The 13,065-nt window shown below is 59.3% G+C and carries 18 protein-coding genes; 17 read left to right on the forward strand and 1 reads right to left on the reverse strand.

Annotated elements, in window-relative coordinates:
* The first annotated feature begins 187 nt into the window (after positions 1-187).
* The 16 genes from KP707_RS14145 (at position 188) to KP707_RS14220 (ending at position 10,766) form a co-directional block, all read left to right on the forward strand.
* Positions 188-427, forward strand: a complete 240-nt coding sequence (locus tag KP707_RS14145) for a hypothetical protein (protein ID WP_086649743.1) — start codon at positions 188-190, stop codon at positions 425-427.
* A 90-nt stretch (positions 428-517) separates the two neighbouring features.
* Complete coding sequence (locus KP707_RS14150; protein ID WP_086649742.1) at positions 518-763, forward strand: hypothetical protein; 246 nt, start codon at positions 518-520, stop codon at positions 761-763.
* Positions 764-843: 80 nt separating this feature from the next.
* Positions 844-1,671: a DNA/RNA non-specific endonuclease gene (locus KP707_RS14155; RefSeq protein WP_194258314.1), complete on the forward strand. Its 828-nt coding sequence runs from the start codon at positions 844-846 to the stop codon at positions 1,669-1,671.
* The gene (locus KP707_RS14160) at positions 1,668-1,934 is read left to right on the forward strand and encodes a hypothetical protein (protein ID WP_211578657.1); all 267 of its coding nucleotides are present in this window, start codon (positions 1,668-1,670) and stop codon (positions 1,932-1,934) included. The genes KP707_RS14155 and KP707_RS14160 overlap by 4 nt, the downstream gene beginning before the upstream one ends.
* A gap of 434 nt (positions 1,935-2,368) precedes the next feature.
* On the forward strand, positions 2,369-3,340 hold the full coding sequence (locus KP707_RS14165; protein WP_215751912.1) for a DUF3991 and toprim domain-containing protein: 972 nt from the start codon (positions 2,369-2,371) through the stop codon (positions 3,338-3,340).
* Between the two features lie 10 nt (positions 3,341-3,350).
* Positions 3,351-4,034 carry a hypothetical protein gene (locus tag KP707_RS14170; protein ID WP_215751913.1) on the forward strand — a complete coding sequence of 228 codons (684 nt, stop codon included), beginning with the start codon at positions 3,351-3,353 and terminating at the stop codon, positions 4,032-4,034.
* A complete protein-coding gene (locus KP707_RS14175; RefSeq protein WP_373687806.1) occupies positions 4,021-6,048 on the forward strand; it encodes an ATP-dependent helicase in 2,028 nt (675 codons plus the stop codon). The genes KP707_RS14170 and KP707_RS14175 overlap by 14 nt, the downstream gene beginning before the upstream one ends.
* Positions 6,049-6,186: 138 nt before the next feature.
* Entirely contained in the window at positions 6,187-7,077 is an 891-nt protein-coding gene (locus tag KP707_RS14180) for a hypothetical protein (protein ID WP_215751915.1), read from the forward strand.
* Between the two features lie 205 nt (positions 7,078-7,282).
* Positions 7,283-7,636, forward strand: a complete 354-nt coding sequence (locus KP707_RS14185; protein WP_086649737.1) for a hypothetical protein — start codon at positions 7,283-7,285, stop codon at positions 7,634-7,636.
* Positions 7,637-7,706: 70 nt separating this feature from the next.
* On the forward strand, positions 7,707-8,237 hold the full coding sequence (locus tag KP707_RS14190) for a hypothetical protein (protein WP_086649736.1): 531 nt from the start codon (positions 7,707-7,709) through the stop codon (positions 8,235-8,237).
* Between the two features lie 3 nt (positions 8,238-8,240).
* Complete coding sequence (locus KP707_RS14195; RefSeq protein WP_249193750.1) at positions 8,241-8,792, forward strand: transcriptional regulator; 552 nt, start codon at positions 8,241-8,243, stop codon at positions 8,790-8,792.
* 10 nt (positions 8,793-8,802) lie between these two features.
* Positions 8,803-9,090, forward strand: coding sequence for a DUF2312 domain-containing protein (locus KP707_RS14200; RefSeq protein ID WP_215751916.1), 288 nt, complete (start codon positions 8,803-8,805; stop codon positions 9,088-9,090).
* Between the two features lies 1 nt (position 9,091).
* Positions 9,092-9,382: a hypothetical protein gene (locus KP707_RS14205; protein WP_211584864.1), complete on the forward strand. Its 291-nt coding sequence runs from the start codon at positions 9,092-9,094 to the stop codon at positions 9,380-9,382.
* Between the two features lie 2 nt (positions 9,383-9,384).
* A complete protein-coding gene (locus KP707_RS14210) occupies positions 9,385-9,804 on the forward strand; it encodes a hypothetical protein (RefSeq protein WP_215751918.1) in 420 nt (139 codons plus the stop codon).
* A 54-nt stretch (positions 9,805-9,858) separates the two neighbouring features.
* Entirely contained in the window at positions 9,859-10,569 is a 711-nt protein-coding gene (locus KP707_RS14215; RefSeq protein WP_215751919.1) for an HD-GYP domain-containing protein, read from the forward strand.
* A complete protein-coding gene (locus KP707_RS14220; protein WP_211578636.1) occupies positions 10,566-10,766 on the forward strand; it encodes a hypothetical protein in 201 nt (66 codons plus the stop codon). The genes KP707_RS14215 and KP707_RS14220 overlap by 4 nt, the downstream gene beginning before the upstream one ends.
* A gap of 857 nt (positions 10,767-11,623) precedes the next feature.
* Here the strand turns inward: KP707_RS14220 and KP707_RS14225 are convergent.
* Positions 11,624-12,118, reverse strand: coding sequence for a MarR family transcriptional regulator (locus KP707_RS14225; RefSeq protein WP_215751740.1), 495 nt, complete (start codon positions 12,116-12,118; stop codon positions 11,624-11,626).
* 141 nt (positions 12,119-12,259) lie between these two features.
* Here KP707_RS14225 and KP707_RS14230 point away from each other — a divergent pair.
* The coding region (locus KP707_RS14230; RefSeq protein WP_215769424.1) for an alpha/beta hydrolase at positions 12,260-13,065 on the forward strand (806 nt) is incomplete at its 3' end.

The raw sequence follows: 13,065 nt of genomic DNA on the forward strand, positions 1-13,065 counted from the left end.
AAACCTCTTGGGGGCTGAAAGGAGACGCGCGGGAAGGAGAAAGAGGAGGGAGGGAAGGGGCTCTCATGGGGCAGGCGTCGCAGCAAGGGTGCGTCGCTCCGCTCCCGGCGCATAGCGCCGCCCTTGCCACGCCGTCCGCCCCACGAGGCTGCCGATCGGGAACGAAATAATCCGAGAGAGGCAGAGTATGTCCAAGCGCAGGAAAACGGATCTGACAGCAGCCCGAAAAAAGGCAGAAGTCTTCGGACCGGACACGGTTCTGTTCGCAGACCTCCAGATTGACGAGACGTTTTGCATAGGCGGTGCGGAGTTGTCAGGCGTGTACCGCAAGGTGCGACGCAATCATTACCGGCACAACGGAATGCTCTGTTTTGCAAGTGATGGGATGGCCGTGAAGCGCGCTCCCCTGCCTCGGACCGGGGACTGAGACCAGGCCTCCCGATCTCCTCCTTCCTCCACGAATATCTGGGCCGCAGTGCGGCCCGCATCCGGCAAAAAAATAGAAAGGAACCGCACCATGCAGGTCCAGAGCGATACGCCCGCGTCCAGTTTTCTTCCCGTACTTGAAGCGCCTGTCTTTCACAGGGCGGTTTCAACAGGCCAGACCATTGGCCGCGCACGGCGCTTTTACGCGGAAGCAGATCATCTCGCTGACGACGCGAATGATGATCGTCTTGGAGCGGCGTTACGCGCCGCACTGCGCCGTGATGCCAGCGCTGCCCATCGTTCAGCGCAGCGCACACTTATGAGTGTCTCCCATTGACGGGCGCGATCCTGCACTCACAACAGGCCGTGCCATCCTGCGCCGTGAGACAGAAGCCTTCGGGAAGAAAAGGATGGGCCATGCGACTGCCGATGACAGGGCTGACCCTGGCGAGCCTGCTATGGGCAGGCATAACCCACGCAGCGGCTGCAGAGTGCTCCGCTTTTGGAGGAGATAATCAGCTCCCGGTTCTGACTAACGCGGCGCTTGGGCAGAAGACCGTGCTGTTGTGCAATGACGCTTTTGCTGTGCTGCATTCGGGCATCAGTCATGGCCCGTTATGGACGGCCGAACACCTGACCGAGGAAGATCTGGAGCGCAGCATGCAGATTGGGCGGGTCGTCCGGTTTTTTCATGCCGATCCGCGTCTGTCTTTTGAAGACCGGGCCGAGCTGAGTGATTACCGTAGATCGGACTACGACCGGGGCCATATGGTGTGCTCTGCTGACGAGCCCACTCTGCAGGCGCAGGAGCAGAGTTTTTCGCTCGCCAATGTTGTCCCCCAGACGCCTGAGTTGAACGAAGGCATCTGGACAGGCGTGGAAATGGCTGTGCGTCGTCTCGCACGACGAGATGGAGAACTTTATGTCGTCACGGGACCGGCTTTCGGAGCTTCGGTAAATACCATTGGTGCACATCAGGTCTTTGTGCCGGTGGCGACGTGGAAGGCTGTTTACGACCCCGCCGAAGACGGAGCGGGCGCGTATTTCTGTCAAAACACCAGCCAGCCCACCTGTACGATCATCAGTATTGGCGCGTTGGCCAAAGCGACCGGTGTGGATCCATTCCCGTCGCTCCCAGATGAGATCCGCCAGACGGCCATGTCGCTGCCCCGCCCTCTGAAAAGTCCCTACGCTGTCCGTATCCGGCCCGCCTCTGGCGGTCCTTTGCTGGAGACCACACCATGAGCTTTATTCCTTTCCTGGATGCAGGCGAAAGCGTTCAGATCGATGATCTGACGATCGAGAACGGGGCGGAACGCATTGCCGTGTACGGGCGCCTTGAAATTCGCAGGGACCGGATTGGCCTGCAGGATATTCAGGCGCTGAAGGCTCAGATCGACGCCATTGCGCACGAGCTAGAGGGATCGGCGCATCTCCCCGAGCGTGCGCGGAGCGCACAGCAGATGAGCGTGGTGCCCAGTCCCTTTGCGGATCGGGATTGTGCTTGACGGCGCGGGAGCATCGGACGGGAAAGGTCTGGAGTGCCACAAGCCTCACTCCGGACAAGACGACCTTCCACCCCAGCTTCCTCCGCGCCCTTCGGTTGCTCCGTGCAGCCGGGTCCCCTGAGAAGGCATCCTGTCCTGCGCTGCGTTTGTGACGGCCCTGAAAGTGTCGGGACGAAAGGCGTCGCTGCGCTTGCTTTCGCCCCTTTTGCCTCCGGCACGGGTCGAACGAAAGGCTTGTTTAAGTATTCGTTAAGTTTGTGGAGATGATGTTTGTGTGGCGCAAGGTCACGGCAAATAAAACCCTATAAAACCGCAGAAAACAGCCGTTTTTACTTGCAATATTTGCGGATTTTTCCTAAATTAAACCCAGATGACAGGGGCGTTGAGGCCGGTTCTGACCGTTGCGCCGTCCCGAAACGAAAAGGATGACGATCATGGCACGCTTTGAGCCGTTCAGACTGTCTGATAGTGACCGGACCGACATCGTCAAAGGTGTCTCCTGTGCTCTGCTGCTTGAGCGCCATGGCTATCTTCTCGACAAGCCCGAAAGCACGCGCAACGCTCTGAAGTACCGGGCGGGCAAGGGTGAGACGATCATTGTCAACCATGAAGGCCGCGGCTGGTGGGATACGGGATCGGACGAAAAAGGGGATGTATTCGCCCTGATCCAGCGCCTGACACCCGGTCTGAAGTTTCATGAGGCCTGCCGTGAGCTGGGTCAGCTGGTGGGTATTGCGCCGAAGGGGGCAGAATATGTCCGTGAACGCCAGGCCAAAACGCCAGATGCTGCCCCGGCTGAGCGCTGGCATGGCAAGAAGGAACTGACGTCCGGCACGAAGGTGTGGGCATATCTCACAGAGGAGCGCTGCCTCCCGGAATGGGTGTTGCGTCGTGCCATCATGACCGGATGCATTCGGGATGGTTACCACGCCGCCTGGTTCTGCCACCGCGATGCCAGGGGGACCATCTGTGGTGCGGAACTGCGTGGTCTGGACACCAAGGGCATGTGTCTGTCGGGTACGGTCAAAACGCTGTTCCGGTTTCAGCCCGGCCTCGCGCGCACGGTCCGCCGTCTGGTGGTGAGTGAATCCGCCATTGATGCCCTGTCCTATGCCGCCCTCGACAGTGAGCGCACGCGCGAAACCCTGTACTGCTCGACCGCAGGTGGCATGGGACCGGAGACGGTCGAAGCCCTCATGGCCGAACTGACTGAGATGGCAAAAGATCCGGCAGCCGTTCTGGTGGCCGCAACCGATCATGATGACGCCGGCAATCGCTATGCCGCGCGCCTGGCAGAGCTGGGCCGTGAAGCCGGCGTCCGTGTGATCCGCCGTATTCCCCACGGGGGCTGCAAAGATTTCAACGACGCCCTGAAGACTGTTGTGGCCGCCGCCCGCGCCGCCTGAGGAGAGACTGATGACAAATGACAAGGCACGACGGGAAATGGAGGCTCTCTTTCCCGGACATGAAAAAAATGACGCCCTGAGAGCGGCCTTTCTGGCGCATCCGGATGCGGACCATTATCTGCGCCTGATGCCAGACCTCGGATGTCGCATCCCCTGGGTTCTGGTGGAATACGGTTCTGAGAGGGAGCGGAGCCAGGGTCTCGTTGTTGGCGGACGCTGGAGTGCAGCAGGCTGGGATCTCTCCGGACGCATCGTCCTGTTCGTTCAGTCTCCGACCGGAAGCAGCAGGTTCCTGACCTGTCAGGCGGGAGAGCAGCAGCTTGTTCTGATCGGCACCGTTCCCGGAAGCACGCGTCATCCTGACCGGCCGGATGCCGTAACACTCTTGGGACATGTCGCAGAACTGACCGCCGCGTGGCATGCCGACGCCGAGACAACCCGCGTCTGGCATACCTGGGCCCTGCTGCATAACCAGCCGCCCTTTCCGCAGACCTACGTCGAGATCGAGTTCGGCGCTGACACGCTTCGGGGTCTCATGGTCGGCGGAACGGTTCTGGCGGACGGAACGTGGGACTTCGGGCGTGAGTTTGATCTGATGGTCGAGCCGGACGTGATCCTGAGTCTTGATGGTCGGCGTGCGACGCGTTGCGAGGTTCTTCATGGCACCCGGGAGCAGGGACGTGGTCGTGGATAATCATCTCTCCGGACTGACTCCCTCTCAGGCAGAGGCGGCGCGTCAGACTGGGCCCGTTGTTGTTCTCGCGGGTGCCGGGACTGGCAAGACCAAGACGCTGGTGGCCGGGATCGTCGATCGTGTCGTCAAGCGTCGCATGGCCTCCGACCGCATTCTGGCCGTGACGTTCACCAACAAGGCGGCCGGGGAAATGAAGACGCGGATCGCGGCGGCGTTAAACATTGCGCAGGCGCCGTACTGGGTGGGGACCTTCCATGCGCACGGACGCCGTCAGCTGCGCACCGATCCCGATATTGCCGGGCTGCGCCCGGGCTTTGACGTCTGCGACAGCGAAGACAGTACCAAGATCGTGCGCCGCCTTCTCGAAAAGGCGATTGAAGCAGGCGTCATGGATCCTGATGACGGAGAGACATTTCGCAAGCGTGTGAAGTCCGTCAGCTCGCGCATCGCCATGCTCAAAGAAAACATGGTGCTTCCCCCGGACGCCGTCACCTGGGTCGAGGGACGGATTGCGACGGATGCTATCACGGAGGGTGATGACATCATGGTCTGGCGGGATGCGGCCGTCCTCTATCCTGCCTATCAGGCGATGCTGCGCGAAAGCAATCGCGCAGATTTCGCGGATCTTCTGCTGTGGCCGACCGTGACGATGCTGCGCGACGAGCGCTACAGACGGGACTGGGCGGACCGGTTTGATTGCGTGCTGGCCGATGAGTTCCAGGACGTGAACCGGCTTCAGTTTCTCTGGCTGAAATGCCTGTCCAAAGACCACAACGAGCTCTTCGTTGTCGGTGACGATGCGCAGTCAATTTACGGCTGGCGTGGGGCCAATGTCCGGATTATCCGAAGCTTTCTCAAGGAGTTTCCGACGGGACGCCTGATTGCCCTGGAGCAGAACTTCCGTTCGACCGGTCATATTCTGTCAGCGGCCAATGCGGTCATTTCTCATGACACGAGCCGTCTGGAGAAGACCCTGTATACCGCGTCCGGAGATGGCGAGCCAGTGGATATTCTGCGCCATACCGGCAGCCAGGACGAGGCCTCCGGGATTGCGGCCGAGATCGGGCGTCGTGCTCTGGAAGGTGTGCCCTATGAGGACATGGCGGTGCTGTATCGGTTTAACCATCTCTCCCGGTTGCTGGAAGAGTCTCTGCTACGCGCAAAGATCCCGTATGAGCTGGTCAATGATACCGCCTTCTGGCAGCGCGCGGTGGTGAAGGATGCGCTCGCCTTCCTGCGGCTGACGTGTTTTCCGTATGAGCGGCAGTCAGACGAGGCCTTCCGACGGATTGTCAATCAGCCCGCCCGGGGGATCGGGGCCAAGGCCATGGCGACATTCGAACGGCTGGCCGATGACGAGGCGATTTCGCTGTACGAGGCAGCAGAGCGCACTGTTCAGAGCCGCACTGGGAAGTCTGCCGAGAAGCTCCGCGGCTTTCTGGAGGTGATCCTAAAGGGCGCCCGCAGCGACGAGCCAAGTCTGGGTGAACGGCTGAGAGTTCTGGTGGAAGAGAGCGGCTATCTTGCGATGCACCAGGCAGCCGGAGAAGATGGACGCACAGCGCTTGAAAACCTGCACGAGCTTCTGTCGCTCGCCAACGAGTTCAGCTCGGTGGAAGAGCTGTTCGATCATGCGGCCCTCGGGTCGGAAAGCCGGGATGATGACAGTGTCGGACGGGTCAAGCTGATGACCATTCATGGCTCAAAAGGCTTGGAGTTCGGGCATGTCTTTCTGATCGGTTGGGAAGATACGCTGTTTCCGTCACGCACGAACATTGACCCGGCTGAGGAACGCCGACTGGCCTATGTTGCGCTGACGCGCGGCCGCCAGCGCGTCAGTGTGTCCTGGTGCGAGTTTCGTCGGGGCGAGCAGGCCAATCCGAGCTGTTTTATTGACGAGATCCCGCTGCAGGCGCGGCGGGACGGCTGGGGACGGGATCTCAGGCGCCGTCCCGCGTTCCAACGGGGAACGGTTTTCAATCGGCAGGCTCAGAGAGAGGCGATGGGGTTCTGAGCGGCTTATGAACGAAAGAGACTAGCCGGTGTAGGATTAGCGCCGCCTCACATGCATTTATCGTTGCTGGGGTGCTCATTGGGTGGTGAAAGGAACTGGGGGTGCAAACTTTTCACGTGAGCATTTAGAGGAGCATTCATGCCAGAATTAAAGGCGGATTTTATCTCTGACTGGCTCGGTCATATGAGGAGCTATTTGATAGGAAAAAACAAAAAGGTGAAGGGCAAGATAGACGCCCTGGATGACTCAGATGTTGCGGTACAATACTTCGAAACGCGAAACCGATCGGTTACGTGCGTGCCACGAACAATAAAGATAGCAAGGGAGTTTTCCTGCCCAACAGAGTATGTCCATGGGTGGGAGGTGCTCCAGGCTAAGGTGAAAACAGGCGCGGATATCAACGGGCACCTTGGTAGAAAGCATGCTTCGCCTTTCGACCCAGATTGGATGCTTGCTGAATGGGGGGTTCATCACTTTCATCTTGGCGTCGACAGTCATCCAAACGATCCTGCCTTTGTCGTTCGATCCGGACCCCTTGTCTTCGCAATGCTGACAGACGACACATTTTACGCAATCAACGTGTACTCCCACCAATCTTTTTTAGATGCTGGTGTCGTCGAAAAAATTCATGACAATTGGCCAGAAATTATTAGCAGCTTTCGGACGGGCGCCGGGGTTGCAAATGTCGTCGACCATAAGGAGCGAAAAATTTCGAGGGAAAGTCACCTTAACACAACTACAGTCATCACCGACGGTACGAGGTACCGGCCGATTGGTGGTGGTGTGTTAATGTCCGGAGTAACTCTGGGCGCCGCATATACAGCTGATTACTGGCGCTTTAAGGTTGAGGCTTTCCAAACCGATTTTCAGACGCGGAGTGGCGAATTAGTTCCTATGCTGATGGAGCGCGGTTATTCTGGAGAGGGCCCTTTTGAGGCAACCCTCAAGTACTTCTCAGAAAACGAGGCCCACGTGTTCTTTCCCCAATACGACCTTATCGCGATAGTTAACCTTGTTGCCTCAAGATGATCGTTATCCAAGAGTAATCTTGGAGAGCTATGTAGACTAGGCGCGCGAGCAGATGCGGGAGGTTGCGTAATTTACGCTAGCGCGTTGCAGTGCAACAGACCTCGTGCTGACGATCTGAACACGTCAGGTCCCGTTCGTAGCCTCAATTCACTCTTAGCCTACGTCCTGAACCGCACTCACAAACGCTGTCGTCATACTGCGCGGTATGACCGAGCACACACTTTCCATTGGGCAGTCAGATCTGCCCAAATCGTCCCTTTCTCTCTCTCTATCGTCCCCCTGGCTGCTCGGGGGCGTGGGCGTCCTCGCGACCATGCTCCTCGGCTTTGGCTGGCTTGTTTTTCCTTTCGACATCCAGATGGTCTGGACCATGCTTGCGCAGGCGATCCTGTTCTCCCTGGGCATTACCGTTCTGTTCGTCGACATCATGCGCCTGTGGAAGACGAAGGCTTTCATGCCGCGCTGGTATGTCGTTGTCTTCGTGCCGCTCTGGATCGCTATCGGACTGGTCAATCTCCAGAAAGCCTATGACTGCACGCGAGCGGCAGGCCAATGGTGACGTCGCCTGACCACACTCACAACAGCCTTACGCATAGTGACCGCGTGGCTATGGACGACGGGGCATCACAGTGAAATTTGGAGGTCATCAACCCAAGGCGCGGGTCTTTCGCAAGCTCAAGGCGGAGACTCAGCGTGAAGTCTATCAGTCCGTGCTTCAACACGTCCGGACCTGCCTCAACCGGGGGCCATATAATGTGCTCGAACTCCGCGCGAACCTGACTCCGGAACAGGCTGGCGCATTGCCGATGGCGTTGACGACGCTGGCCCAGGCCGGTGAAATCGCGGCCCTCGGTCATAGTGTCTATGCCCGGGTGCCCTGGATGCCGGCGACACGAACCGTGAAGACGTCGCCGATCGAGGATCTTGTTTTTGCTTCTCTGACCGAACACGAAACAGCCGGTGAAATTGCGACATGGCTCGGCCTTGCCATTGGTCAGGTCCGGGAGTCCCTTGCAGCCCTGGAAAAGGCGGGATTGATCGAGGAACGACTGGATCCGCGCCGACCTAACCGCTATCGGATCGTTTCGCCACATATGGCCAAACACATCCGGCAGGGTGCGCAGGACAGGACGTTCACCGACATCGCTCGGCATGGCTGACGCATGACCGAGGCCTTGCGTTTGCGGGTTATCCCCCAAACCAGTGGACAGCGCTGTGGGCAACCACGGGCAGGACATGTGGATTCACGGTCCGTTCGTCCGGGGCACAGGCGTGCAGCGCTGTCGATCTCCGGTGAGCTCTCGGCGATCGGATGGGGGGTGCGTCAGGCGTCCCGTCGCTCCGGCGTCTCAAAGGACCGGATCCTGCGCTGGCAATCGGGGCAGGGTATTCCTGACCCGGAGTTTCTCAAGTGGCTCGCGGCTCTTGGGATGCTGCATCGCCGTCTGAGCCATCCGCTGGCACGGGCCGTTCCGCCCGTGGGCAACAGGCCTCCTCTGAATGGTTACGCGATGACCAGCGCCCTTCTGACCATTGGGTGGTCTGAACGCACACTTGCAGAGCGCCTCGGTGAACACCGAACCGCCCTTCGTCGCGTCCTTGAGGAACAGGGATATCTCCCGGAGCGGCAGTCCCGCTGGCTCGAAGCCCTGGCGGATGGCCATCGCGAGCTGCTCCGCCCCTTGCCTCCCATCTGCTTCTCACCCGATTTCTGAAAGGTTAATCATGTTGCAACGCGTATCCTTCCACGATGACTCTCAGGACAATCAGGGTGCTGTCGCAGGCGGCATCGCAGCCGATCGACTGCGATCCATCATCGAGCGGGTCGAACGCCTCGAAGAAGAGCGCAAGGCGCTGAGTGGTGACATCAAGGACATCTACTCCGAAGCCAAATCAGCCGGCTTCGATGTCAAGGTTATTCGGATGATCATCCGGTTGCGCAAGCAGGATCCTTCAGAGGTCGAGGAACAGGAAACTCTTCTGGACATTTACCGTCGTGCACTGGGGTTCTGACATGATGCAGGATACGCCGCTGCGCCGTCGTCTCGCAGAGACAGCCGGGGATATCCTTGTTTGCTGGCCAAGTGTGGGACTTCTCCTCTTCGCTTTCGTCATCCCCCGGCTTGGTGCCGTCATGGGGCCGGTCTTCATCGTCGCCGGTTGCCTGGCAACGATGATAGGGCCGGGAGCTCCCGAGATCGGGGACAATGGCCGCGACTACGGGTTTGAGCGCAGGCGCGGCATAATGTTTGCCGGACTTGGCCTGGTGCTCTCTGTGTTTCGTCTTTTGCCGGTGGGGTTCTGACTATGCCCCTTTTTTCGGCGGACTGGACCCCGACCCTGATTGCTCGTGTCCGATACCGGTCGACGGTGGGGCAGGCCCGCCCTGCTGAAACAGTTCTTCGTCGCGCGTCGGGTGTCAGGTTCCTGGCAGGGGTCAGTCTCTTCCTTCTGGTGAATGCGGCCGATGGATTTTTCGGTCTGGACCAGTTTGCAGGGCAGGGGGCCTGGCGCATGTCCGGGCTGGGTCAGCCCGTTCTGACGCTTTCGTTCGGGCAGTGGATGGCTCTGGCCTTTGGCACTGTCGGTCTTACGAAAGTCGCTGAAAGAACCGCAGGGATGGTGTCCGGGCATGGTTATGGCCCCAAGGCGCGGATCAAACTCATCGTTGCGTGCATTGCCATGGCACTTGGCGGCCTCGTCCGCAGCATGATCCATCCGGGATAATCGGACTCACATTGGCCGCTCCTAAAGTGATCCTACACAACCGGCAGAGGAAAAATGCCTGAACTGCAGACACTTTTGAAAGAGGTCGTGAGGCTGCCTGCGTCCTATCAGCGTCAGGGTCCGCCTCTTACTTCGCTCCTGGCACAGATTGCTCAGGGTGACGACGGACATGGACAGAGGGTCGGGCGCCTCGCTGGTCTGCTCGGCCATCTGGCAGGGAGTGGACTTTCGTCCAGCTCCCTTGAACTGGCCGGCCGACTGCACGATGCGGGCAAACTGCTCCTGCCGGACAGCCTTTTACATCATCAGGGCATGTTTAACGACCGGCAGATGCTGGTGATGCGGCAGCATCCCTCGCTTGGTCTCGGAGCGCTGTTTCATCTGTCCGAAGATATTCCGACTGTCGTTCATGAGGCTGTCCTCCTGCATCATGAGCGTTACGACGGTGACGGCTATCCGTTCGGAATGAAGGGAAAGTCCATCCCTGTGGCTGCGCGCATCGTCGGCCTCGTGGACGTGATCGACGCCCTGCTCTCCGCCCGCGCCTATAAGACAGGTTGGACGCCGCGTCAGGTGAAAGCCTTTCTCTACGAGCAGGCAGGTGGTGCGTTTGATCCTGACCTGGTGCGGCACGCGACCACCTTTTTCGATGATCTGCTCGCCATTCGCCGCAGCGTCGTGCAGCCCGTTCAGGGGTACCAGTCAGTCCCGGGTCAGTCTCCTGTTTCTACCCGTACTCTCAGCTTTCGGAACGATATGCCATGATGCCACTCCCGCTCCCACCCGCCGCGCACGCAGCCCCGTCGGAAGCATCTTCCCTCAAACTTCTGGCTGAGGTTGCAGACCGGCTTTTCGCAGAAAACCGGAGAGACGAGGGGCTGTGTGTGATTGACGCTCTCTATCTTCAGGCAGATGCAGTACTTTCTGGTAAGCGGAAGTCCTGTGGTCAACAGGACGGCTGAAGCGTCCGATCCGAATATATCTTGTCGCGCAACGCGAAATGCTGATGGATCTTTCCCGACAGCCGCTGTGAAATAGACGAAGTCGGTCTGAATAAACTCGGGGAGTATGCCGCACACTGCGACCTCTCCCCGCAGGGACGGGCCGACGCTATGTTGATAGCGCGCCTCAACCGGACAAAGGCCGGAGTGGAGCGGCACGTCATTTGACGCGGGCCTGACACAGGTGAGTACTGCGTCTCTTGTTCACGTCACACCTCTGACCTGGAAACGATGGAAAAGCGGTGATCGCGCTTTGCATATACGGCTTTCCGGAAGCTTATTGTCCGCAAGGTCGGGAATGACAGTAAGCGTCCGAGAATAGCACGATTGACGGCTGCTTACGCCTTCATGTCGGACGCCAGAACGTCGGCCTTCGCTTCTCTGAAGCAGACGTGTTCATGGCTTGCGAGAATAGGCTGTTGCCGATCACGACCAACATCACGAGCATCCAGCCTAAAATGCGCGGTATGTGCCGGCGGCCAAATGCGATGACCCCGCTCGTCTATGTTAGGGCGTAGGGGAACTCAAGACTAGTCTCTCTGGAAATGGTTATTGACGGGTGACAGGCTCAATGATCGTCGGACTTGCAGCCCGGGGCACGCGGAGAGCTGACGGCTTGGCGCAGCCGGTCGATCCGATTACGCAAGTCCCTCAGTTCGGTGATCGACAGCCCGGTCGCCGCCAACACACAAGCCGGAATNGCCTAAAATGCGCGGTATGTGCCGGCGGCCAAATGCGATGACCCCGCTCGTCTATGTTAGGGCGTAGGGGAACTCAAGACTAGTCTCTCTGGAAATGGTTATTGACGGGTGACAGGCTCAATGATCGTCGGACTTGCAGCCCGGGGCACGCGGAGAGCTGACGGCTTGGCGCAGCCGGTCGATCCGATTACGCAAGTCCCTCAGTTCGGTGATCGACAGCCCGGTCGCCGCCAACACACAAGCCGGAATCATCTCGGCCTGAATGCGCAGGGCCCGACCGGCCTCGGTCAAACAAACACGCACCTGTCGTTCATCATTCTGGTCGCGAGCGCGCTCCACAAGGCCAGCGCCTTCCAGCCGCTTAAGCAACGGCGTCAGGGTGGAGCTGACCAGATCGAGCTGTGATCCGATTTCGCCGACAAGTCTGCCGTCTCTGCCCCACAGGACCGTCATTACTAGATATTGCGGATAGGTGAGACCGAGCGGCTCGAGCAACGGTTGGTATAGTCGATTGAAGGCGTGGCTCGCGGCATACAACGAGAAGCAGACGAAATTCGACAGATCAGGTGTGGATAGGTCTTCGCTCATATCGTCCTCCATAAGCAGTGGCATTATATCGTGCAATATCAAATCTCGGGCGATGTTAATGCGTCGGAGCCACGCTATTCATTATTTTATTGCGCGATAATATCGTGCGCGATATAAAAGGCTTCACAGGCTGATCGCAGCCTGATCGATATGGAGTTTTTCATCATGAAGCGTCTCTCCACAACCATCGCCTTGGCTACCGCTATTGCCGCCGCGCCCGCGCTCGCCGCGCCTGTGCTGGAGCCCACGACCCAGAATTTCCTCAACGGCCTCGTCGAAGCCCACGTCCCGGCCATCCCCTCCCTGTCGCCGCACGAAGCCCGTGCGCTGCTGGACGGCGCGCAAGCGTCGGCGAAGGTCACCGCTCCCTATGCCCGGATCACCGACCGCGTGCTCCCCATTGGCCCGACCGGCAGCACGCGCATCCGGATCTACCGCCCGTTCGACGCCCCGAACGATGCGCCGGCCATCGTCTATTATCATGGTGCCGGTTGGGTGATGGGCGGCCCGGCCAGCCATGATCGCCTCGTGCGCGATCTGGCGGCGGGCAGCGGTGCGGTGGTCATCTTCGTCGATTACGAACGCTCGCCCGAGGCGCGTTATCCAACTGCGATCGAGCAGGATTATGCAGTTTTGGAGTATGTCGCTCGTCATCCGGTCGAATTCGGGATCGATCCATCCCGCATTGCCATCGCCGGAGATAGCGTCGGCGGTAATATGGTTGCGGTCGTCTCTGCGCTCGTTGCGGAGCGGCATGGACCCAGGCTCGTAGCCCAGCTCCTATTCTATCCGGTAACCGATGCCGCGATGAATGACGGATCCTATCGCGAGTTCGCCAGTGGCCCCTGGCTGACAGCGAAAGCAATGGATTATTTCTGGAACCAGTATCTGCCTGCCGGCACTGACCGCGCCCAGCCGCATGTCTCGCCGCTGAACACGCCGGACTCCATCCTGCACGGGCAGGCGCCAGC

The organism is Gluconobacter sp. P5E10 (assembly GCF_018812145.1).
Classification (GTDB): Bacteria; Pseudomonadota; Alphaproteobacteria; order Acetobacterales; family Acetobacteraceae; genus Gluconobacter; species Gluconobacter cerinus.